Source organism: Sandarakinorhabdus sp. DWP1-3-1 (assembly GCF_049896705.1).
Lineage (GTDB): Bacteria > Pseudomonadota > Alphaproteobacteria > Sphingomonadales > Sphingomonadaceae > Sandarakinorhabdus.
This window is the reverse complement of record NZ_JAFCUV010000002.1, coordinates 79,822-101,531: the sequence shown is the minus strand read 5'-3', so window position 1 is coordinate 101,531 and position 21,710 is coordinate 79,822. Positions and strand designations below refer to the sequence as shown.

27 protein-coding genes are annotated in these 21,710 nt (G+C 67.4%); 18 read left to right on the top strand and 9 right to left on the bottom strand.

Translation table 11 applies throughout. The features are described 5' to 3' along the window. Positions 1-16: 16 nt before the first annotated feature. From ACP7AI_RS09835 to ACP7AI_RS09800, 8 genes are all read left to right on the top strand, one after another. The gene (locus ACP7AI_RS09835; protein WP_426166820.1) at positions 17-535 is read left to right on the top strand and encodes a universal stress protein; all 519 of its coding nucleotides are present in this window, start codon (positions 17-19) and stop codon (positions 533-535) included. 108 nt (positions 536-643) lie between these two features. Then, positions 644-1,198 (top strand): NifU family protein, encoded by a 555-nt coding sequence (locus ACP7AI_RS09830; RefSeq protein WP_426166818.1) that lies wholly within the window; start codon positions 644-646, stop codon positions 1,196-1,198. Positions 1,199-1,217: 19 nt separating this feature from the next. Beyond that, positions 1,218-1,811: a malonic semialdehyde reductase gene (locus tag ACP7AI_RS09825; protein ID WP_426166816.1), complete on the top strand. Its 594-nt coding sequence runs from the start codon at positions 1,218-1,220 to the stop codon at positions 1,809-1,811. After that, entirely contained in the window at positions 1,808-2,392 is a 585-nt protein-coding gene (tsaB, locus tag ACP7AI_RS09820) for a tRNA (adenosine(37)-N6)-threonylcarbamoyltransferase complex dimerization subunit type 1 TsaB (RefSeq protein ID WP_426166814.1), read from the top strand. The genes ACP7AI_RS09825 and tsaB overlap by 4 nt, the downstream gene beginning before the upstream one ends. Beyond that, entirely contained in the window at positions 2,328-2,918 is a 591-nt protein-coding gene (locus tag ACP7AI_RS09815; protein WP_426166812.1) for a GNAT family N-acetyltransferase, read from the top strand. Before tsaB ends, ACP7AI_RS09815 begins: the two co-directional genes overlap by 65 nt. Positions 2,919-3,006: 88 nt before the next feature. Next, entirely contained in the window at positions 3,007-3,462 is a 456-nt protein-coding gene (locus ACP7AI_RS09810) for a MucR family transcriptional regulator (protein WP_426166810.1), read from the top strand. Between the two features lie 93 nt (positions 3,463-3,555). After that, the gene (locus ACP7AI_RS09805) at positions 3,556-3,978 is read left to right on the top strand and encodes a Fur family transcriptional regulator (RefSeq protein WP_426166808.1); all 423 of its coding nucleotides are present in this window, start codon (positions 3,556-3,558) and stop codon (positions 3,976-3,978) included. Positions 3,979-3,991: 13 nt separating this feature from the next. Next, a complete protein-coding gene (locus ACP7AI_RS09800) occupies positions 3,992-4,795 on the top strand; it encodes a lysophospholipid acyltransferase family protein (protein ID WP_426166806.1) in 804 nt (267 codons plus the stop codon). 436 nt (positions 4,796-5,231) lie between these two features. Here ACP7AI_RS09800 and ACP7AI_RS09795 read toward each other — a convergent pair whose 3' ends face one another. Continuing rightward, the gene (locus tag ACP7AI_RS09795; protein ID WP_426166804.1) at positions 5,232-5,603 is read right to left on the bottom strand and encodes a tRNA-binding protein; all 372 of its coding nucleotides are present in this window, start codon (positions 5,601-5,603) and stop codon (positions 5,232-5,234) included. Between the two features lie 99 nt (positions 5,604-5,702). On the opposite strand from ACP7AI_RS09795, the gene miaB reads away from it, so the two are divergent. The 5 genes from miaB (at position 5,703) to ACP7AI_RS09770 (ending at position 10,398) form a co-directional block, all read left to right on the top strand. Then, on the top strand, positions 5,703-7,061 hold the full coding sequence (gene miaB, locus ACP7AI_RS09790) for a tRNA (N6-isopentenyl adenosine(37)-C2)-methylthiotransferase MiaB (protein ID WP_426166802.1): 1,359 nt from the start codon (positions 5,703-5,705) through the stop codon (positions 7,059-7,061). Continuing rightward, the gene (locus tag ACP7AI_RS09785; RefSeq protein WP_426166800.1) at positions 7,061-8,068 is read left to right on the top strand and encodes a PhoH family protein; all 1,008 of its coding nucleotides are present in this window, start codon (positions 7,061-7,063) and stop codon (positions 8,066-8,068) included. Before miaB ends, ACP7AI_RS09785 begins: the two co-directional genes overlap by 1 nt. 15 nt (positions 8,069-8,083) lie before the next feature. Continuing rightward, positions 8,084-8,587 (top strand): rRNA maturation RNase YbeY, encoded by a 504-nt coding sequence (gene ybeY, locus ACP7AI_RS09780; RefSeq protein ID WP_426166798.1) that lies wholly within the window; start codon positions 8,084-8,086, stop codon positions 8,585-8,587. Positions 8,588-8,599: 12 nt separating this feature from the next. After that, the gene (locus tag ACP7AI_RS09775; protein ID WP_426166796.1) at positions 8,600-9,517 is read left to right on the top strand and encodes a hemolysin family protein; all 918 of its coding nucleotides are present in this window, start codon (positions 8,600-8,602) and stop codon (positions 9,515-9,517) included. 131 nt (positions 9,518-9,648) lie between these two features. Next, the gene (locus tag ACP7AI_RS09770) at positions 9,649-10,398 is read left to right on the top strand and encodes a kinase (RefSeq protein WP_426166794.1); all 750 of its coding nucleotides are present in this window, start codon (positions 9,649-9,651) and stop codon (positions 10,396-10,398) included. 29 nt (positions 10,399-10,427) lie between these two features. Here ACP7AI_RS09770 and ACP7AI_RS09765 read toward each other — a convergent pair whose 3' ends face one another. The 6 genes from ACP7AI_RS09765 to ACP7AI_RS09740 form a co-directional block, all read right to left on the bottom strand. Next, entirely contained in the window at positions 10,428-10,700 is a 273-nt protein-coding gene (locus ACP7AI_RS09765; protein WP_426166792.1) for an SWIB/MDM2 domain-containing protein, read from the bottom strand. 78 nt (positions 10,701-10,778) lie between these two features. Continuing rightward, entirely contained in the window at positions 10,779-11,135 is a 357-nt protein-coding gene (locus ACP7AI_RS09760) for a hypothetical protein (RefSeq protein WP_426166790.1), read from the bottom strand. Further along, the gene (locus ACP7AI_RS09755; RefSeq protein WP_426166788.1) at positions 11,132-12,337 is read right to left on the bottom strand and encodes a class I SAM-dependent methyltransferase; all 1,206 of its coding nucleotides are present in this window, start codon (positions 12,335-12,337) and stop codon (positions 11,132-11,134) included. The genes ACP7AI_RS09760 and ACP7AI_RS09755 overlap by 4 nt, the downstream gene beginning before the upstream one ends. A gap of 9 nt (positions 12,338-12,346) precedes the next feature. Then, a complete protein-coding gene (locus tag ACP7AI_RS09750; protein WP_426166786.1) occupies positions 12,347-13,384 on the bottom strand; it encodes a nitrilase-related carbon-nitrogen hydrolase in 1,038 nt (345 codons plus the stop codon). Then, positions 13,381-14,613 (bottom strand): MFS transporter, encoded by a 1,233-nt coding sequence (locus ACP7AI_RS09745; RefSeq protein WP_426166784.1) that lies wholly within the window; start codon positions 14,611-14,613, stop codon positions 13,381-13,383. Before ACP7AI_RS09745 ends, ACP7AI_RS09750 begins: the two co-directional genes overlap by 4 nt. 201 nt (positions 14,614-14,814) lie before the next feature. Then, a complete protein-coding gene (locus tag ACP7AI_RS09740; protein WP_426166782.1) occupies positions 14,815-17,385 on the bottom strand; it encodes a TonB-dependent receptor in 2,571 nt (856 codons plus the stop codon). Positions 17,386-17,545: 160 nt separating this feature from the next. Between ACP7AI_RS09740 and ACP7AI_RS09735 the strand changes: the two genes are divergently transcribed. Together ACP7AI_RS09735 and ACP7AI_RS09730 are read left to right on the top strand one after the other, a co-directional pair. Continuing rightward, positions 17,546-17,872 (top strand): DUF1330 domain-containing protein, encoded by a 327-nt coding sequence (locus tag ACP7AI_RS09735; protein WP_426166780.1) that lies wholly within the window; start codon positions 17,546-17,548, stop codon positions 17,870-17,872. Beyond that, positions 17,873-18,538 carry a hypothetical protein gene (locus tag ACP7AI_RS09730; protein ID WP_426166778.1) on the top strand — a complete coding sequence of 222 codons (666 nt, stop codon included), beginning with the start codon at positions 17,873-17,875 and terminating at the stop codon, positions 18,536-18,538. Positions 18,539-18,694: 156 nt separating this feature from the next. On the opposite strand, the gene ACP7AI_RS09725 is transcribed toward ACP7AI_RS09730, so the two are convergent. Continuing rightward, on the bottom strand, positions 18,695-19,177 hold the full coding sequence (locus ACP7AI_RS09725) for an outer membrane protein assembly factor BamE (RefSeq protein ID WP_426166776.1): 483 nt from the start codon (positions 19,175-19,177) through the stop codon (positions 18,695-18,697). Positions 19,178-19,313: 136 nt separating this feature from the next. On the opposite strand from ACP7AI_RS09725, the gene ACP7AI_RS09720 reads away from it, so the two are divergent. The 3 genes from ACP7AI_RS09720 to ACP7AI_RS09710 all read left to right on the top strand — a co-directional run bounded on the left by ACP7AI_RS09720 (position 19,314) and on the right by ACP7AI_RS09710 (position 20,717). Beyond that, complete coding sequence (locus tag ACP7AI_RS09720) at positions 19,314-19,835, top strand: ubiquinol-cytochrome C chaperone family protein (protein ID WP_426168289.1); 522 nt, start codon at positions 19,314-19,316, stop codon at positions 19,833-19,835. Next, positions 19,832-20,326, top strand: coding sequence for a YceD family protein (locus tag ACP7AI_RS09715; protein WP_426166774.1), 495 nt, complete (start codon positions 19,832-19,834; stop codon positions 20,324-20,326). The genes ACP7AI_RS09720 and ACP7AI_RS09715 overlap by 4 nt, the downstream gene beginning before the upstream one ends. 85 nt (positions 20,327-20,411) lie before the next feature. Beyond that, complete coding sequence (locus ACP7AI_RS09710) at positions 20,412-20,717, top strand: hypothetical protein (protein ID WP_426166772.1); 306 nt, start codon at positions 20,412-20,414, stop codon at positions 20,715-20,717. Here the strand turns inward: ACP7AI_RS09710 and ACP7AI_RS09705 are convergent. Beyond that, a complete protein-coding gene (locus ACP7AI_RS09705) occupies positions 20,672-21,667 on the bottom strand; it encodes a hypothetical protein (RefSeq protein WP_426166770.1) in 996 nt (331 codons plus the stop codon). The genes ACP7AI_RS09710 and ACP7AI_RS09705 overlap by 46 nt on opposite strands. Positions 21,668-21,710 lie beyond the last annotated feature (43 nt).

The following is a 21,710-nucleotide window of genomic DNA, read 5'->3' as shown; positions in this document are numbered from 1 at the left end:
GGGGCCGGCTGCGGCAATGATGATCCGCGAGAGCTTTGCCCTGCCGGGGTTTGGCTGTAGCCTGTCGGCGATGGAAACCGCCCCCAACTATCTGGTCGTCATCGACCAGAGTGACGAAAGCCGCGTCGCGCTGCGCTTTGCAGCGCTGCGGGCCGGCCATGTCGGGGCGCGGGTGACGCTGGTCCATGTCATCGCGCCGGCCGAATTCATGCAATGGGGCGCCGTGCAGGAAGCCATGGCGGCCGAGGCGCAGGAGGAGGCGACCGCGCTTCTGGAATCGCTTGCCGACGAGGCCGAGGCGCTGGCGGGCACGCGGCCGGCGACGCTGATCCTCGAAGGCGAGGCGGCGCCGGCGTTGCTCGACCATGTGCGCGGCGATCCGACGGTGCGCGCGCTGGTGCTCGGCGCCGCGTCGCGGGGGGCACCGGGGCCTTTGATCAGCTTCTTTACCGGCGAGCGTGCCGGGCAGCTGCCGTGCGTCGTGATGATCGTGCCGGGCGGGCTGGAGCGCGAACGGCTCGAATCCCTGACCTGATCGAACGCGTCCTGAGGGAAATCGGACGAAGTTCATCGTCTTTCGGCTTGATTCCCCGTCGTCGACCCGCCACATCGAGGCCATAGATCCCCGACCATCGAGGCCCAGATGTTCATCGAAACCGAGCGCACCCCCAATCCCGCCACGCTGATGTTCCGGCCCGGCCGCAGCGTCACCGACGGCACGACGAGCGATTTCGCCACGCCGGAAGCGGCCGAGGCGTCGCCGCTGGCCAGCGCGCTGTTCAGCCTGGGCGATGTGTCGGGCGTGTTCTTCGGCAGCGATTTCATCAGCGTGACCAAGGCGGAAGGGGCGGCCGACTGGACCGCGCTGAAGCCGCAGGTGCTCGGCGTGCTGGTCGATCATTTCAGCTCGGGCGCACCGCTGTTCACCACCACCGCGACCGGCCCGGTCATCAACGACGACCCGGAAGATGCCGAGATCGTCGCCCAGATCAACGAGCTGATCGACACGCGTATTCGCCCCCAAGTCGCGGGTGACGGCGGCGACATCGTCTATCGCGGCTTCAACCGCGGCACCGTGTTCCTCGAGATGCAGGGCGCCTGCGCCGGCTGCCCGTCATCGACGGCGACGCTGAAAATGGGTATCGAATCGCTGCTGAAATATTACGTGCCGGAAGTGACCGACGTCCGCGCCATCTGACCTGAACCAAGGGACCATCATGCCCGGCATGCCGCTCGACGACCAAGCGCTCGACCTGATTTTCCGGGAGGCGCGGACGCAATATGGCTGGACCGGGCAGCCGGTCACCGAAGGCGATCTGCGGGCGCTGTACGACCTGGTGAAGATGGGGCCGACGTCCGCCAACGCCTCGCCGGCGCGGTTCATCTTCGTGACCTCCGCCGACGCCCGGACGAAACTTGTCGAATGTGTCAGCGAGACCAATCGCGCGAAGGTGCTGGCGGCGCCGGTCGCCGCCATCATCGGGTTCGACACCAAATTCTACGATAAGCTGCCGCAGTTGTTTCCGCATGCCGACGCCCGCAGCTGGTTCACCGGCAGCGAGACGCTGGCGCGCGAGACGGCGTTCCGCAATTCGTCGCTGCAGGGTGCCTATCTGATCATCGCCGCGAGGGCGCTGGGCTGGGACACCGGGCCGATGTCGGGGTTCGACAAGGCGGCGGTCGATGCGCAATTCTGGGCCGGCACCGATGTCGAGACCAATTTCATCTGCTCGATCGGCAGGGGCAATGGTGAGGGCCTGTTCCCGCGACTGCCGCGCCTGGCCTTCGAGGAGGCCGCCACCATCCTGTGAAGATCCTCGCGCTGTCCACCGCCTCCCCGGCGCTGTCGCTGGCGCTGTTCGATGACGGTGTCCTGACGGCCCATCGCCACGACATCATCGGCCGCGGCCATGCCGAAGCATTGATGCCGGCCATCGCCACGCTGATGGGCGACGGCCGTGCCGATGCGATCATCGTCGATATCGGGCCGGGCAGCTTTACCGGCATCCGCATCGGCATCGCCGCGGCGCGGGCGCTCGGCCTCGCCTGGGGCGTGCCGGTGACCGGCTGCACCGGCGCGGCGCTGGTCGCGGTGCGGGCCTTTGCTGAGGCGCCGGGGCTGGCGGCGGTGACAGTGCTGCTCGACGCCGGACGGGGCCAGGTGTTGCGCCAGGCGATCGACGCGAATTTCGACGCCGGTGCCATCGCCACCGTGACCCCCGACGAAGCCGCGGCGGCAGCCGGCGCCACCGCCGGCGCCATGGCCCCGGCGACGGCGATCCACCATGGCCAGCCCGACATGGCGTTCGCGCTGTACCTGCCGGCGCATGCCCGCGATGTCGCACCGCAAGCGCTGTATGTCCGGCCTCCCGATGCCGTGTTGCCGCTGTGACGTTCCCGACCTAAACAGCCGCCATGGGATTGCCGCTATGAGCACCTTGGCCGGACCCGTCGTCGCCCACGCCGACGCACGCCACCTCGACGCGCTGATGAACGTCATGCGCGCCAGCTTCGATCCGCTGTACGGTGAAGCCTGGTCGGCGCTGCAGCTGGGCGGATCGCTTGGCCAGACCGGCAGTTTCGCGCGTCAGGCGCTGGATCGCGACAGTTTCACCGCCGGGTTTACCCTGTCGCGCGCCGCGGGACCCGAAGTCGAATTGCTGCTGATCGCGGTGCGGCCCGAATATCGCGGGCGCGGATTCGGGCGGATGCTTTTGGAAGCGGCTTGTAACGATGCCCTTCGTCGCGGCGCATCGGATGTTTTTCTTGAAGTCCGCGAAAACAACCTGCCGGCACGAGAGCTATATCGTCGGATAGGCTTCATCGATGTCGGGCGACGTGCCGACTATTACGCCGGGTCTTCGGGTGACCGCTATGCAGCGATTACAATGCGACGGCGACTGGATGATTTGACCTGATCAATTGCGCCACTTGCATTTGTGTCAAACTGTCGTCATGGCCACCATTGCGGAGGAGGTTTCCGCAACGGGTCAAGGATAAAAAAATATGACGGAGAGTTCACAGGTCCATAACGAGTTGCTGGCGCTGACAGCCGATATCGTGTCGTCGCATTTCGCCAACAATAGCGTTGCCCCGGGCGATGTCCCCGGCGTCATCGAAAGCGTCTATTCGACACTGGCGAAGCTCGGTTCGCCGGCAGAAGCACCCGTAATCCGCCAGGAACCGGCGGTTTCGGTGCGGGCTTCGATCAAGCCGGACTATATTATCTGCCTGGAAGACGGCAAGAAGCTGAAGATGCTGAAGCGTCACTTGATGACGCGCTATGGCATGACGCCGGACCAGTATCGCGCCAAATGGGGTCTGCCTGCGGATTATCCGATGGTTGCCCCCAACTATGCCGAGCAGCGCCGCAGCCTTGCCAAGTCGATCGGGCTCGGCACCAAGCGCATCGCCAAGGTCGGCGGCAAGCCCCGCGGCCGGCCGCGCAAGGTCGTCGCCTAGACCTTGTCGGGTCTTGCCGGGTCGTGGGATGGCCCGGCTTGCCCGCATTCCTCCGCCCGCCTATCTGAAGGCGGGCGGCAGGAAAGGTAGGCCATGGGCGCTTCCATCGATGTCGAGGCCTTGTGCCTCAAAAAGGGACTGCGCATCACCGAGCAGCGGCGGGTCATCGCCCGGGTGTTGAGTGCGGTCGACGACCATCCCGATGTGGAGGCGCTGCACCGCCGCGTCGCCGCGGTCGACCCGCGGATTTCGATCGCCACCGTCTATCGCACCGTCAAGCTGTTCGAGGAATCGGGCATCATCGAGCGCCACGAATTCCAGGGCGGCCGCTCGCGCTATGAAACCGTGCAGGACGAGCACCACGATCACCTGATCGACGTCGAAAGCGGCAATGTCATCGAATTCCACGATGCCGAACTCGAGGAATTGCAGGCCCGCATCGCGGCGCGGCTGGGCTTTCGCCTCGTCGACCATCGCATGGAATTGTACGGCGTGAAGGTGAAGCCCGGCGAATGAGCCGGCACCGGTGGTGACCGACGCCCCCGCCGACCGGGCCCGCGCACCGCGCTTCCAGCGCCTGGGCCCCACCAAGGGGATCGCCGGCGCGCTGACCACCGCCACGCTGCTGGTGCCCGCCGAACTGATGCTGCGCCGCCTGGCGGGCCGTGACAAGGCGCGGTTGCGCATGGCGTTTCACCGCGGCCTGTCACGCTCGCTGGGCATTCGCATCACCAACCACGGCCGGGCGTCGCGTGAACGCGGCGTGCTGTTCGTGTCGAACCATGTGTCCTGGGCCGATGTGCCGGTGCTCGGCGCCCGCATCAGGGCGGCGTTCGTGGCCAAGGCGGATGTCGCCGGCTGGGGTGTCGTCGGCTGGCTGGCGACGCTGGCGCGCACCGTCTATGTCGAGCGCACCCGGAGGACGACGACGGGCGAGCAGCGCGACGCGATTGCGGAGCGGCTGGCGGCCGGCGACAACATCATCCTGTTTCCCGAAGGCACCAACAGCGACGGGGTCGGCGTGCTGCCGTTCAAATCGGCGCTGTTCGCCGTTACCGATGGCGCCCCCGATCGCATCGTCCAGCCGGTGACGATCGCCTATACCCGCGTCAACAACATGCCGGTGACGCGCGAACGCCTGCCCGATCTCGCCTGGATCGGCGATACCGAGCTGATACCGCACGCGATGGCGTTCATGGCGCTGGGCCGGGTGCGGGCGGAAATCATCTTCCACCCGCCGGTACGGGCGGGGGACTTCGCCAACAGGAAGGCGCTGTCGCGGCATTGCGAGACGGTGATCGCGCAAGGGTATCGGAAGCTGATGCGGGGATAGCCCCCTTCCTCTCCCGCCTGCGGGAGAGGCGAGACGCGCACCAGCGCGCCGGGTGAGGGTGTCCCCGCGCGCCGACACAGAAGAGACACTCTCACACGCTCGGCGAAGTCGGATATGTCGCAAGCGGGAGAGAAAAGTCCGCAATGGGTGGCTAGCTACCTGTCTGCTTTTCATCCCAAGCGCCCGGATGTCGCCTCTGGAACTCGGCCCAGAACAAGTCGCGCGCTTGGCGTAGAAGCGCGATGCCCGTAGGGTCGCACTCCGAAGCCTCTGCGTCGTCGATCAACCCGAACAGGCCTGTAAGCACAAAGCCGTAACAGTCAGCATCGTTATAGGGCGGGGAGTTCTCTTCGGCTGTCGGCATCAACGTAGCATAATCCTGGGTCGGATGTCCGCAAGTGGGCGGAAGCAGATGTACCGCCTGCACCGCTGCAACTTAAAACAGCCGCCCGCCGATCGGCACGTCGCGGTCCGGCGCGAACAGCACCACGGCGCCGTCGGCATCGGGAAAGCCGAGCGTCAGCACCTCGGACATGAACTTGCCGATCTGGCGGGGCGGGAAGTTGACGACGGCCGCCACCAGGCGCCCGGGCAGTGTCTCCGCCGCATAATGTTCGGTGATCTGCGCCGATGACCGCTTGATGCCGATACCCGGGCCGAAATCGATGGTCAGCTTCAGCGCCGGCTTGCGCGCTTCCGGAAAGGCTTCGGCGGCGATGATGCGGCCGACGCGGATGTCGACGGCGAGGAACTGGTCGAAGCTGATGGTCGGCGCGGCGGGCATGTCGGCGGCGTGGAGCAGGTGCATGGCGGCATCCTAACGCGCCTGAGCAGCGCCACCAATGGGGATGACCCCGACGGCGGCACAGGCTATGACGGTCCATCATCGCCGGAGTCGCCGCAGCCAGTGTCACGCTACCACGTCAAATCCTTCGGCTGCCAGATGAATGTCTATGATTCGGAACGCATGGGCGACCTGCTCGCCGCGGAGGGCCATGTCGCCGTCGACAGTCCGGACGGCGCCGATATCGTCGTGCTCAACACCTGCCATATCCGCGAGAAAGCCGCCGAGAAGCTGTATTCCGACATCGGCCGGCTGAAAAAGCCGCGCGCCGACGGCAGCCGCCCGGTCATCGTCGCCGCCGGCTGCGTCGCCCAGGCCGAAGGCGCCGAGATCGGCCGCCGCGCGCCCGCCGTCGATGTCATCGTCGGGCCGCTCGCCTATCACAACCTGCCTGAGCTGCTGAAACAGGCCGCCGCCATTCCGGAAGATGCCCGCGGCGCGCGCTGGGGCCGGGCCATCGATACCGACATGCCTGCGATCCCGAAGTTCGCGCATCTGCCCGCCCGTCGCCACCAGGGCGCCAGCGCCTTCCTGACCGTGCAGGAAGGCTGTGACAAATTCTGTACTTTCTGCGTGGTGCCCTACACCCGCGGCGGTGAGACTTCGCGCCCGCAGGCCGACCTGGTCGCGGAGGCCGAGGCGCTGGTCGCCGCCGGCGCGGTCGAGATCACGCTGATCGGGCAGAATGTGAACGCCTATGACGGCGGCGCCGCGGGTACCGACAGCCTGCCGCTGCTGATCGCGCGCCTCGCCGAGATCCCCGGCCTGCAGCGCATCCGCTACACGACCTCGCACCCGCGCGACATGACACGGGCGTTGATCGAGGCGCATCGCGATATCCCCAAGCTGATGCCCTATCTCCATCTGCCGGTGCAGTCGGGCAGCAGCCAGGTCCTGAAGGCGATGAATCGCGCCCATACCCGCGAATCCTATCTGGCGACGCTGGCGGAACTGCGCAGCGTCCGCCCCGATATCGCGCTGTCGGGCGATTTCATCGTCGGTTTCCCGGGCGAGACCGAGGCCGATTTCGCCGACACGCTGCGCATCGTCGCGGAGGTCGGCTATGCCCAGGCCTACAGCTTCAAATATTCGATCCGCCCCGGCACGCCGGCGGCGCTCATGCCGGACCAGGTGCCCGAACCGGTGAAGGAGGAGCGCCTTGCCCGGTTGCAGGCGGCGATCACGGCAGGCGCCCATGACTTCAACAAGGCCAGCGTCGGCCGCCGCACCGAGATCCTGCTCGAACGCCCCGGCCGCAAGCCCGGGCAATTGATCGGCAAGACCCCCTGGCTGCAATCGGCGGTCGTCGAGATCCCCGGCGCGAAAATCGGCGACCTGATCGCGGTCGAGATCACCGCCGGGCAGCCCAACAGCGTTGAAGCCGTTCCCCTTTTCACGCCAGCAGAAAGAACAGCCGCCTGATGTCGAAAAAGCCGCAACGCTCCTCCGTCGCCGCCAGCGACCGCGTCCGGCTCGAGATCGAATTCGAAAAGGCCTATCTGCTGGGGCCGCTGTTCGGCGAATTCGACCAGAATCTGATCGCGCTGGAGGGCCAGCTCGGCGTCTATATCTCGGCGCGCGGCAACAAGGTGCAGGTGGAGGGCGAGGCCGATGCCGCCGCCCGCGCCCGTGACGTGCTGACCGGGCTCTACAACCGCCTCGCCCATGGCGAGAAGATCGACGCCGCCGATGTCGTCGGCGCCGTCGCCATTGCTGCCGATCCGTCGCTGGTCGGCCTGGTCAGCGCCGATTCGGGGCTCGCCAACACCGCCGTCATCCGCACCCGCCGCAAGACCATCGCGGCGCGCAGCCCGACGCAAGTGCGCTATATCGAGGCGCTGGCGCGTGACAGCATCATCTTCGCATTGGGCCCCGCCGGCACCGGCAAGACCTATCTCGCCGTGGCACAGGCAGTCAGCCAGCTCATCGCCGGCTCGGTCGATCGGCTGGTGCTGTCACGCCCGGCGGTGGAGGCCGGCGAGCGGCTCGGCTTCCTGCCCGGCGACATGAAGGACAAGGTCGATCCGTATCTGCGGCCGCTCTACGACGCGCTTTACGACATGCTGCCCGCCGAACAGGTCGAGCGCCGGCTGGCGTCGGGCGAGATCGAGATCGCGCCGCTGGCCTTCATGCGTGGCCGCACTTTGGCCAATGCCTTCATCATCCTCGACGAGGCGCAGAATACCACGCCGTTGCAGATGAAGATGTTCCTGACCCGCTTCGGCGAACGCAGCCGCATGGTCGTCTGCGGCGATCCCAACCAGGTCGACCTGCCCAACCCGGGGTCGTCGGGGCTGGCCGATGCGGTCAAGCGCCTCGACGGCATCGAGGGCATCTCGACGCTGCGATTCAGCAGCCGTGAAGTCGTCCGCCACCCGATCGTCGGCCGGATCGTCGATGCCTATGAAGGCCCGCCCCAGGATGCATGACCTTCCCGGCCGGCCATGCTGACCACCGAAACCGAAGTCGCCTCGCCGCAATGGCCGGCGGCGGACTGGGAAGCGCTGGCCGCCGCCGCCGTCGCCGCGGCGCTGGCGCAGACGCCGCATGGCGACTTCGCCACCCGCGCGCTCAACATCGAAACCAGCGTCAGGCTGACCGATGATGCCGAGGTGCACACGCTCAACAACCATTATCGGCAGAAGGACAAACCGACGAACGTGCTGAGCTTTCCGATGGTGCAGGCCGATCTGCTCGACGGGCTGGCCAACAGCGATGATGGCGAGGTGCTGCTCGGCGACATCGTGCTGGCGGCCGAAACCTGTGCGCGCGAAGCGGTTGAGAAGGGCTGGGCAATGCCCGACTATGCCCAACATCTGATTGTCCACGGCACGCTGCACCTGCTAGGTTACGACCATGAAACCGGCGAGATGCAGGCGAATGCCATGGAAGCGCTTGAATCGGCGGCCTGCGCCGCGCTCGGCCTCGCCGACCCCTATGCCGGCTGAGGCCTGACGGCGATGCCCGAACCCGACAGTAGCAGCGACGATTTCGCGACGCGATTGTGGCGCGGCCTGCGCCTGCTGATCACCGGCAGCGATCACGAGCCGAGCCTGCGCGAAAGCCTGGAAGAGGCGATAGACGAGCATGACGACGACGGCGCGGCGCGCGACGACCTGTCGCCGGTCGAGCGCGCCATGTTGAAGAACATGCTGCACTTCGGCGAGCGCGAGGCCGGCGACATCGGCGTGCCGCGCAGCGACATGGTGGTGTTCGACATTGCCGACGGCTTTCCGGCGCTGGTGGCGCTGTTCAAGGAGGCCGGGCACAGCCGCGTGCCGGTGTTCCGCGGCGACCGCGACCACATCATCGGCATGGCACATATCAAGGATATCTACGCCCATATCGCCGAGACCTTCGACGATGCGGTATCGTCGAAGCGCTTCGAGAATTTGCCCGTCGAGCCGCTGCTGCGGCCGGTGCTGTTCGTGCCGGCGTCGATGCGCATCGTCGACCTGCTCGCCCGCATGCGCGCCGGGCGCACGCACATGGCGATGATCGTCGACGAATATGGCGGCACCGACGGGCTGGTGACCATCGAGGACCTGGTCGAGGAGATCGTCGGCGATATCGAGGACGAGCACGACGAGGACGAGGCGGCGCTGCTGCAGGCGATCAACGACCGGCTGTGGGAGGCCGATGCCCGGCTGCCGCTCGAGGAGCTGGAGGAGGAGCTGCAGACCAGCTTTGCCGACGACGAGATCGGCGACGAGGTCGATACGCTGGGCGGCATGGTATTCATGCTCGCCGGGCGGGTGCCGGCGCTGGGCGAGATCGTCGATCACCCGAGCGGCTGGCGCTTCGAAGTCATCGACGGCGACCCGCGCATGGTGAAGCGGCTGCGTTTGCATGCCCCGGCGGAGCGGGCGGCGGCCTGACCATCACGCCCGATCTCGCCGCGCTGCTGGCGCGCGAGGGGCTGCCGGGCAGCTATGCCGACACGATCACCGGCGTCTGGACGCCGCTCGCCGCCGACATCGCGGCGTTGCGCCGGCGGCTGGGGCGGCCGGTGCTGATCGGCATCAACGGCGTCCAGGGCAGCGGCAAGTCGACCGCCTGCCTGTTCCTTGAACGGTTGCTGGCGGGGCACGGCCTGTCGGCGGTGACGCTGTCGCTCGATGATCTTTACCTGTCGAAGGCTGCGCGCGCCCGGCTCGCGGCGACGGTGCATCCGCTGTTCGCCACCCGCGGCGTTCCCGGTACCCATGACGTGGCGATGGGGCAGCGGACTATCGCGGCGCTGCTGATGGGCCACGGTCCGGTCACGGTGCCGCGTTTCGACAAGGGCCGCGACGCCCCGGTGGCGACGCTGCCGAGCGTCATGGCGCCCGTCGACGTGCTGCTGTTCGAAGGCTGGTGCATCGGTGCAACACCCCAGCCGGAATCGACGTTAAGGTCGCCGGTCAACGCGCTGGAATCGATGGAAGACCCGGATTCGACCTGGCGGCGGGCGGTCAACGCCGCGCTTGGTGGCGATTATGCCCGGCTGTTCGGGCCGATCGACCTGCTGGTGGCGCTGCTGGCACCCGATTTCGGGGTGGTCTCGGGCTGGCGCCGCCAGCAGGAAATGCCGCTGCGGGCACAGGGGCTCGGCATGGACGATACAGCGCTCGACCGCTTCATCCAGCATTTCGAGCGGCTGTCGCGGCACCTGCTGGCGACCATGCCGGGACAAGCCGACATCATCGTGCCCATCGCCGAAAACCACACAGCCGGCGCGGTCCAATGGCGGGACCGGCCGGCTGCGGATCGGTGCTGACGGCCGGGGCGGACCCCAGGCCGAAAATGCTATTTCAGATGGCGCGCCAGATGCTTGTTCATTTCGAACATCGAGCATTCGTCGACGCCGAAGACCTTCTTCAGCTTCTCGTCGGCCACGATCTGCCGCTTGTCGGTCGGCTTCTGCAGGTCATGCTTCTTGATGTATTCCCAGACCTTGCTGACCACCTGGCCGCGCGGCAGCATGTCCTTGCCGACGATCGCTGCCAGTTCCGGCGACGGTGTCAACGGCTTCTGCAATGCATCCATCTTCTTGCCCGCGGGCTTTGCTGCTTCTGCCATGGATCTCCCCTCTTACGACGCGCATGAGGCCGACCAGTGCGGCAGCCCCTTCTTGGCTACCCAGATGCTTAGCCGAACTTAGCTGTCGCGCAACTGCTTCGACACGTCTTCGACCGAAGATTCGGCCATTTCGAGACTTTCCATGTCTTGCTGCACGCCGCGAAGGATGCGCGCGGCGAATTCGCGGTGCATCAGCCCGCGTTCGTGGCCGGCGTCGCGGTCGGGGGCATAGGCCTCGATATCGGCGCGGCTGATCGTCCCCCTGGCGTCGAGCAGGCGTTCGACGGTGTCGAGCCGTTCCTTGACCACCGCCACCTCGCCGGCCAGCGCCATGACGATCGACAGCAGGCGATCGGTGGCCGGGTCCTCGAAATATCTGGGCCGGGCGCCCTTGGCCCTGGCACCGGCGCGGGCGATCCAGTCGATGTCGGTCATGCGTCGGGTTTCCAGGCGCCATAGGCGTGCCAGACGGCGGCGCGTCCAAAATCCTCGGCGTCGCCTTCGACCGATGGCGGAAAGATCGTCTCGTCGACGACGGCGCGGACTTTCGCTTCGAACTGGCTGTCGCGCGGCAGGCCGGCGGCGGCGAGCACGTCGTGCATGTCATAGGCGTGCATCGCCGACCAGAACGGCTCGTTGTTGTTGAAGGCGTCCCAGTCGCGCATGAACTGTTCGAACAGCGGCATGTCGGGCGTGTATTGCGGCTGTTCGAGGTGGAGCATCAGGCCGCCGGGCGCCAGCACCCGCGCCGCCTCGGCGATGATGCGCGGCAGCGCCTGCCCCGAGGTTTCGTGCAGGAACATCGTCGTCTGCACCCAGTCGAAATACCCGTCCGGCCAGCGCGACAGATCCTCGCCATTGGCCTGGACGAAGCGGATGTTGTCGACGCCGAGCGACCGCGCCCGGGCGTGGCCGTAGCGCAGCACCGGCGCCACCGTGTCGATGGCGATGACCTCCGCATCCGGAAACGCTTCTGCCATCGGGACGGCGCTGTGGCCGACGGTGACGCCGATATCGAGGATGCGCCGCGGCTGCCAGCCGGGGCGGTTTTCCTTCGCCCATTTGGCGATGGCCTGGCCGCCGCCGTCCGACAGCGCGCCCATGCCGCCGCCGGTGGTGACGAAGATGCCGCAGTCGTAATTGGCGCCGGCAGAGACATCGCCCGGCCGTTCCTCGCCGAAATAGCTGCCGGGCATGCAATGGGTGTCGACGGCGCGCTGGTAGCGCGGGATGGTGATGGCAGGGTCGAGTTCCAGCCCGTCGCCATTGCCGCTGGCGATGCGCGCGCGTTCGTCGAGGTCGTCGAGCTGGCGCAGCACGAGCGAGCGGCCGTTCTGCTGGCGCATTTCCATGTTGTTGCGCTTCAGCGCCGACCAGAAGCGGTGATAGGGGTCGGCGTTCATCGCGCGCCGCACCTCGAAGCGATCGGCCGGCTCGCGGCCCTGCTCGGCGACGAATTTCGGCTGGGCCCGCCGCTCCCAGGCCAGCTTGTTGCCGGGGCCGAGCGTGCCGGCGACATGCTTGTTGAGATTGGCGAGGAAGTTGAACCGCGCGCGCTCGTCGTGCGTCGCCCGGGGGAACACGCCATGGGTGCCGACCATCGAATAGGGCGGCGGGATATCGTCGTGGATCGCCATGTTCGGTCCTCAGATCAGCCCGGCTGCGTCGAGGCGCGAGATTACCGCGTCCTGCACGCGCTTGAAATGGTCGCGGTCGGGAATGTCGCCTGTCCCCAACGCATCGGCTGGCTGGACGCTGCCCGCATAGGCCGCGGCGAACAGCTCCAGCCGCTGGCGCGACAGGTAATTGGTCATGCCCGGCTTGCGCCGCGCCCGGCGCAGCGCCACGATATCGATGTCTCCGAATGCGGTGAACGTCTCCCCACTGTTCGATTCGGCGAGCACATTGCCCTTCCAGTCGACCAGCGCCGAATTGCCGTCGGCCGAGGCCAGCGGCATCGCCGTGCCGCTGATGCCCGCCGTGTTGGCGCTGACCACATAAGCCAGGTTCTCCAGCGCCCGCGCCCGCCGGGCCAGCTGCTTGTGGGTGAGCGCCGGGGAGCCGATTTCGGATGAGGAATGGACGAAAACCTCCGCCCCGCGCAGCGCCAGGGCGCGGGCGATTTCCGGGTACAGTATCTCCTCCGACGCGATTGCCGCCAGCCGGCCGATGTCGGTGTCGGCGACCGGGAACACGCCATCGAGGCCGTAGATGTCGAGATATTTGCGCCAGACATCGTGCGGCGTCGGCGCGTACATCGAATTCAGCCGGCGATAGCGCAGCACGACATCCCCCGACGGCGCCACGATGACGCTCGCCTGGAAGTACAGCCCGGGGAAATGCGGGTCGGTCTCATAGGCGTTGGTGGCGATATACAGCCCGAGCCGCTGCGCCACGGTGCCGAGTGCGGCATATTCGGGGCCATCGGCGGCGATGGCGGCCCGGGCGGCGAAATCGGGGATGGTGATGCGGCCAGGGTAGGAGGTGAACAGATATTCGGGCAGGACCGCCAGCCGCAGCGGGCTGCCGCCATATTGCTCGATAAAGACCTTGGCCTGCAGGATCTGCGCCGCGACCGTGTCGATCTGCGCCAGCATCGCCGCGCTGGTGGCGGCGCGATCGGGCAGGTCCGCCACCGACCGCGCGGTCAGCTGCATGGCGACGGCGGCGTAGAGGTCGGTCATCGCGCCGGGCCCCCGAACACCGGATAGCGGCCGAGCGTCAGCGGCAGCAGGCCGCCGAGCGCAAACAGGCCGATCGCCACCGCCAGCATCGCATCGTAATTGCCGGTGACATCGCGGACGCGGGCATAGATCGCCGGCGAAATCGCCGAGCCGAGCCCGAACGGCATGTAGAGCAGGCCATAGATGCGGCCGTAGTTGGCCATGCCGAAATAGCGCCCGGCGAGATAGGCGATGAGGTCGCTTTCCGCCCCCGCGGCAAAGCCGAGCAGCAGTGCGCCCGCCATCAGCACGCCCAGCGTGCCGGTGCTGCCCATCAGCAACCAGCACGCCAGCGCGGGCCCGAGCAGGATCGGCACCAGCACCGCCGGCGCCCAGAAGCGATCGAACAACAGCCCCGTGATGACCCGGCCGGCGAGGATACCGACCGCCATCACGCTCATCACCGTCGCGCCCTCCGCCGCGGTAAAGCCGTGTAGCCCGGCGATCTGGATCATGTTGATGAAGACGCCGCCATAGGCCAGCGCGACGACGGCGATCGATGCCCAGATCACCCAAAAGCGATAGCCGCGGATGGCTTCGCCCGCGGTCATCCCGGTCAGATTGCCGGCGGCGTCGCTGATGCCCGCGGGCCGTTCGGCCACCGTCGGCTCGCGGAACAGCCACAGCGCCAGCGGCGTCGCCAGCAGCAGCGGCAGCAGCGCCAGCGTCGGGAAGGCGCCGCGCCAGCCGCTGCCGATGAACTGGCCGGCGATGGCACGTTGCGCGATCTGCGGCACGAGGATGCCGGCCAGCGAGGTGCCGAGCAGCATGATGCCGAGCGCCAGGCCGCGGTTTTTCACGAACCACATGTTGACGGCGCGGCTCCAGGTGACCGGCGTCGAGCCGATGCCGACGATGCCGACCAGCGCCCATAGCGCGTACCAGGCCGGTTTCGATGGCGGCATCAGCGCGAACAGCGAAAAGGTCGCGGCAAAGGCCAGCAGCGAACCGATGGCGACCGGTCGGACCCCCCATTTGTCGGCGGCGGCGCCATAGACCGGCGCCAGCAGCGACGCGATGATGCCGAAGACGGTGATGCCGAGGCTGATGTCGAGGAACGACCAGCCGAGCTCGGCATGCATCGGGCCGATGACGGCGGGCAGCACGTTGAACGGGATGGGGGAGGCGCCGCAGCCGACGCCGATCATGGCGGCGAAGAGGATGGGGCCGCCCTTGCGGAATTCGGACATGCTAGCGCCGCGGTCGGATCAAGGGGTGGACGCAGGTCATGGTCGTTTCAGCTCTCCAGCAAGGGCATGGGCAAAGCCCATGCCTGCGTCGGACGGGTTCGGCCGGGGATCCCGGCCGCCCCGCCGGCCGGGCTGGCGCGCGTCCGTGTCGAAGCCAGATTTTGCTCAGCAAATCGTGACTTCCTCACCGCCGCGCTGCGCCTAGAACACCCGCTTCGCTCTTACCTGCCACGTCCTTGGCGGCGACAGATAGTTGAAGTTCACCAGGCTCGACTGCACGAATGCCTTGTCGAAGCAGTTCTCGCATTCGAGGCTGAGCGTCCAGTTGTTGTCGTCGGTGCGCATCGTCAGCGCCGCGCCGACCTGCCAATAGGCCTTGGTCAGCGATCCGGCGATGACCTCACCGCTGAACGGGTTCGACGGATAGACGGCGCCGCTGGGGGCGGTGATGCTGCCGGTGTAGATGGTGCCGCCGGCGGTGCCGGTTTCGAGGCTCGACCGGTACAGGGCATTGACCGACGGCGTCAGGATGATGCCCGCCGACGGGATCGGGAAGTCGTAGGAACCGCCGAACGACACGCTGACGTCGGGCGTGCGCACCGGCTTGGCGATGTTGCCGTTGGCATCGATGATGCCGGCGGCGCAATCGGGGGCGTTGTTGGGGCCGGTCGGGCCGAGCGGGATGCGGCCCTGCGCCAGTTGCGCCAGGCAGTCGATCTGCTGCTGGCGAACCGCCTTCACGCCGTACCGGTTCGGCAGCAGCGTGTCGCTGACCTTGTACTTGTCGTTCTGGTAGCCGACGTTGGCATAGACCGTCAGGCCGCGCACCGGCACCGCCGTGATCTCCAGTTCCACGCCCCGGTTGCGATAGTCGGCGAAGTTCTGGGTGATGAAGGTGGCGGCGCCGCTGACCGGGTCGATGAACGCCGATGGTGTCTGCAGGGCCTTGGTTTCCAGCCAGAATCCGGTGACGTTGACGCGCAGCCGCCGGTCGAACAGCTCGGTCTTGGCGCCCAGTTCATAGCTCCAGACTTTCTCGGGATCGAACGGCAGCAGCGTGTTGGGCGCCGAACCGCGTGCGTTCCAGCCGCCCGACTTGAAGCCGTTGGTCGCGCTGGCAAAGAACAGCATGTCCTTGTTCGGCTGGAAGTTGACGGCAAAGCGCGGCGTCCACTGCTTGGTCCGCTGTTCGAGCGGGATCGCCAGCCGTCCCGACGGGAGGTTGACGGCGAGGTTGCGGCTGTCGAGGCAGTTGGGAGTGAGGTTGGCGATGCACGCCGCGCGATTGTCGCTGATGCCGAGGTTCTTCTTCTCGTCGGTATAGCGCACGCCGGCGGTCAGCTTGATCTGTTCGGTGACATTGGCGTCGACCTGCAGATAGCCGGCATAGGCGTTGGTGGTGTTGCGCAAGGTCCGGTCGGCGAGCACCGCCGGGAAGCCGACATTGCCGGGAATGCCGAGGATCGGCCCCAGGTTGAGGATGTCGGCGAAATCGGTGCGGTTCTCTTCATGGAAGTAGAAGAAGCCGCCGACATAATCGATGACGCCGCCGAACAGCTTGCCGTTGACCTTCACTTCCTGAGTGAACTGCCGGTGCGAGCCGTCGTTGAGGATGTCGAAACCGCCCGACGGATAGCCGCGGACCGGGGTTTCGGGCACCGCCACGTTGGGCAGGCCGCGGCCGTCGGCGAAATCGAGCAGGTACTGTTGCTTCAGGTCGATGAGGCCGGTGATGATGTTGAGCGTCAGGTTGTCGCCGGCCCATTCGAGGTTCGACGTGTACATCGTCGTGTCGACCTCGTTGCCGAGGCCATAGCCGGCCTTGCGGCCCGACACGCCCAGGCCGACGAACGGGCTGATGGTGCCCGGCGCATAGCGGGTGACGAGGCCGGTGGTGGCGAAACGTCCGCCGCAGTTCGACGGGTTCCGCGGGTCGCAATCATAGTTAATGATGTTTTCGCCGTCGTTGCGCATGTAGGCGGCGGCGACATTCCAGGTCAGCCGCTCGCTGAATTTGAGCTGCACGGCGCCGCGGATGCCGGCGAGGTCGCTGTCGTTCAGCCGTTCACCCGTCGTGGTGTTCTGCACATAGCCGTCGTCGTCCTGGAAATAGCCCGACAGCTTGATCTGGATGGCCTGTGACAGCGGCAGGTCGATGGAGCCGCGGATCAGTTTCTTGTCATAGGCGCCATAGGCCGCCTCCAGAAAGCCGCCGACCTCGTCCGACGGGCGCTTCAGCAGCACGTTGACGGCGCCGCCGGTGGTGTTGCGGCCGAACAGCGTGCCCTGCGGCCCGCGCAGCACCTCGATGCGGTCGATGTCGAAAAAGGCGAAATTATTGCCGTTCTGCCGCGACATGTAGATGTCGTCGACATAGGTGCCGACCGGCGGATCGAAGGTGGCGATGGTCTCGGTATTGCCGAGGCCGCGGATGTAATAGGCGTTGGCGGACCCGAGCCCGGTGTTGTTCGATCCGAACAGGTTGGGGACATACTGGATCAGCTGCAGCGGCGTCGCGATGCCGCGTGCCGACAACAGGTCGGCCGAAAAGGCGCTGACCGCGATCGGGACATTCTGCACCGATTCACTGCGCCGCTGCGCGGTGACGACGATTTCGGACAGCGTGCTGTCGTCCGGCGCCTGGGCCGTGGTGGCGGGCGCCGGTGCGGCGTCCTGGGCCTGGGCGACCGTGCCGATCATCGCACACGCCAGCAAGGCGGCCCGGCGGCCCGCCCGCAGGCTTCCGGGCATCACGGTTGCAGTACGCGTCATACCATGGTCCTCCCACAAGGCCGGCCGACCCGTCCCCAGGCCCCCTGCGGCAATGTTGCCGTCTTTTGGCTGCATTGCAACAATGTTGTCCGGACAAATCTTTGACAGCAGTTTCATGTCCGGCAATAGTCCATCGTCGCTTGGGCGGGAAGGGCGCGCGATGGAACAGCACAGTCCGGAGGCACCGGCGCGGCCGGCCTATCTGCTGGTGACGGCGCGGGTCACCGATGGCGCGAAAATGGCCGCCTATGCGCGGGCGCTCGCCGATACCGGGCTCTATGCGCGGCATGGCGGCCATTACCTGTTCATCGGCAAGGCGGCGCGGCCGCTGGAGGACTGGCCCGAGGGCACCAGCATCGTCTGCGCGCATTTTCCGTCGCGCGCGGCGGCCGAAGCCTTCTGGTTCGACGCGCAGTACCAGGACGAGGTCAAGCCGCTGCGCGCCGGCGCCGGCGAATTCCATGTCGCCATCTTCGAAGGCCAGTGAATGATCTATCCGACGCTGGTCTATGTCCATCTGCTGCTGTTCGTGCTGTGGCTGGGGGGTGATCTCGGCGTCTTCGTGCTTGGCCAGCATTTCCGCCGCCGCGACTATTCGCTGCCCGAGCGGCTGACGCTGCTGAAACTGCTCGTCGCCATCGACATGGGGCCGCGATCGGCCTGGGCGCTGATGGTGCCGCTGTCGCTGACGCTGCTGTACGCCGGCGGCTGGTGGCCCGGGCTGCCGATGGGGGCGGTCATCGCCGGCTGGGTGGTGGGGCTCGGCTGGCTGTGGCTCGTCTGGGATGCCCATGCCCATGACATGACACCCCGCGCCGCGCGAGATCGCCGGATCGAAGGCGGGCTGCGCTGGGGGCTGGCGGCATTCTACCTGGGGCTGGGCGGCATTTCGCTGGCGACCGGCACGCCGCTGGCGCCGCAATGGCTGGCGCTGAAGGCGCTGCTGTTCGGGCTGATCTTCGGCGCGGCGATCATGATCGACCACGCCTTCAAGCCGGTCGGACCGCAGCTGATGGCGCTGATCGAACAGGGATCGTCGGATGCGACCGAAGTGCCGCTGCGGGCGACGATGGACGGCACCCGGCGCTGGGTGTTCACCGTCTATGCGCTGCTGTTCGCCACCAGCTGGCTGGGGGCGGTGAAGCCGTTATAGCGGCCAACTGCTTTCACCAGCACCCGTATGCTGGCGAACGCCAGCATCCACCGGCGTGCAAAGTGCCGATCGATGTGCAGGGCGTCGATGGCCGGTTCATGGCGCCGCGGTGGATGCTGGCGTGCGCCAGCATGACGTGACGCCTCAGGGGACCCCCTAGCGGGGCCCGTCACGTCCGGTGTTGGTGTTGTTCGGCCCGCCGAAGCCGCCCGAGCCGACCGAGCCCAGGTTGCCGAACAGTTCCTGCAACAGGCCTTCGCTGCGGCCCAGCGTCGGCGTCTTGTCCTTTTCGGGGCTGATGCTGGCGATCTGGTCCATGCCGCGGCGCTCGACCTTGGTGACGGTGCCGCCCTTGTCGAAGCTGACGATCAGGATCGATTGCGATTCGACCTTGGGCTTCACAAAGGCGAACTGGCCGGTGTTGCGGGTGACGTAATACCATTCGCCCGAATCGAATTGCGCCGAAAAGGTCGGGCGGCCGAGTGTCTTTGCCACCGAGTCGCGATTGTCGACGCCGGGCTGGATCGAGCTGAGCAGCGTTTCGTCGACCAGATAGCCCTGGTTCTGCTTGATGCGCGAGCAGCCGCCGGCGCCGATCGCCAGCGCCGCCACCAGCACGAGAACAAATGGTTTACGCATAGCGGTCTCCAAAACGCCGCGGCAGGTTGCGCGGCGCCAACCAAAGCTCAATATGCCAAGTCACGGCCGCGTGCCAGCGGCGATGAAGGCAACCGCGATGACCCTCTTTTCCGGCCTGCGCCGCACCATCGCCGCAATGGGCCTCGTGCCTCGCGCCGGGCCGATGGACGCCCTGTACGATGCCGTGGTGGCAGAGGCGCGGCGCCCCGACTGGTATCTCGCCGGCCAGGTGCCCGACACGCTCGACGGCCGCTTCGACATGGTGGCGCTGATCCTGTCGCTGGCGCTGATCCGGCTGGAGGACGACGGCGCCGCCCAGGCCTGTGCCGACCTCACCGAACGCTTCATCAGCGACATGGACGGCACGCTGCGGCAGGACGGCATCGGCGACCAGGTTGTCGGCAAGCATATCGGGCGCATGGTCGCGGCGCTCGGCGGGCGGCTTGGCGCCTATCGCGAGGCGCGTGATGACGATGCGGCGATGGCCGAGGCGTTGCGCCGCAACCTGTGGCGCGGCGCCGACGTCCCCGAGGATGCGGTCGACTGGACCGTCGGCGAAACGCGCCGCGTCGCCCGCCGGCTGGATGCGACGCCGCTACCGGCGGTGCTGTCTGGCCATATGGCGCCGCCGTCCGGCGCGGCCAGGACCGCCGCATGACGCCGCCCGAATTCTCGCGGCCGTTTCGCGCCCATGATGTCGGCGGCCCGACGCGGCAGCAGGCGATCGAGGCCGACGCGGGGGAACGCGAGGCCCTTGCCGCCCGCTTCGACCTGCTGGCGCTCGACCGGCTGACGGCGGCACTGGAGCTGCGGCGCGAGGCGGCGGGCATCCGCGTCACCGGCCAGGTCCATGCCAGCGGCGACCAGCCCTGCGCCGCCACCTACCAGCCGGTGCCGTTCCTGATCACCGAGGCGGTCAACCTGCTGCTGGTCGACCATGCCCCCGAGGGCGACGAGATCGAGCTCGCCGATGCCGATCTCGATGCCGAGCCGCTCAGCGGCGACATCATCGACCTGGGCGAGATCGCGGCCCAGGCTTTCGCGCTGGCGCTCGATCCTTATCCGCGCTCGACCGCACCGGCGCCGGGGGTGATTTCGGAAGCCGAGGCGCGCGTGGCTTCGAACCCGTTTTCGGTCCTGAAGGAATAGTCTCGGCGCCACCGGCGGCAGCGAGCCAGCCGTCGGCGGCATCGAGCGCAGCCCCTGCGGCCGCCAGCGCCGTCCGGACCGACGCATGATCGACCGGTTGTGCGATCGACACCTTGCCGCCGGCGGTGAGCAGTTCCTGCGCGACCGCGGCAGCGCCGGGCGCCGACAGATTGCCGGCGAGCACGATCGCCAGCCGCTTGGCGACCTCGTTCGAGCGGAACTGCATCGCCGTCACTTGCTGGAACAGCGCGAAATCATCGAAACTGCGCTGGGTCAGCCGGGCCAGGCTGTCGCGCAGGCTGGCCAGGGCTTCGGCGATGGCTTGCGACATGGTCGATCCCCTCTTCAGGCAAAGGCCGCGACGGTTTGCGCCAGCAGGGTCAGCGACTGACGCAGGCGCTCGCGGGTCAGCTCGGCGAGCCGGGCGCGGTTCTCCGGCGTCAGCGCCTTGTTCTGCAGCGCGTTGACATAGCTGTCGTGCGCGGTTTCGAAATCGGTCACCGCCTGGGCCAGTGTCACCGGCAGCGCGCGGGCGGCGGCGAGGCGGCTTTCGGTCTCCAGCCGCTGGCGCAGCAGCGCGCGGCGGGCGTCGTCGCCGAGCAACTCGCGGCGCACGCCGCGGCGCTCGGGTTGCAGCCGCAGCATGCGGTCGCGCTGCCAGCGCAGCGTCTGGACGCTCTGCAGATTGGCGAGTTCCGACACCAGCGCCAGGTTTGCCCAGTTGCCGAGGTCGCGGCGCAGCGTCGTCGTCACGGCGCGCAAGCCGGGCGTGTTGGCCTCGATCGCCTGCAGCTGCCGCGCCTGCTCGGCTTCGCGCGACAGCGTGTCGACCAACGCGATCAGGCCGTCGAGGGCCTTTTGCTGGTCGTCCGACAATCTGGCGATCGGATTGACCCCGACGGCGCCGGCGACCGATGTGAGCTGGGCCCTGGCGGCGGCGAGGTTGAAGCGTTCGTCGGTGGTCGCGCCCGAAGCCACCGCATCGACCGCGGCAACATAGGCCGACAGCGCACCGATCAGCTTGACGGTGGGCGCAAAGGCGCCGGCGTCGATGCGGGTGAATGTCGTGTGGCTGCTGCTCGCCGGGTCGCACAGCGAGGCCGCGGGCGTGCCGGTGGCGATGCGGATCTCGGGCCAGTCGCACAGCGGATCGGCGAGCGCGAGCTCGATGCTGGCATCGCGGCTGGTGGCGGCGATGTCGGCGATCAGCGCCTTCGACGCGGCGATGAGCGGCTGGCCTTCCTGGACAACCGCGCCGGCGCGCTCGATGCGAAGCTGGTTGGTGGCGCAGCCCGACAACAGTGTCGCGGCCAGCAGGATCGATACGCACCGCAACCGCATGGGAATGCCTCCCCCCGTTACTGTGCGCACCCTATCACAAACC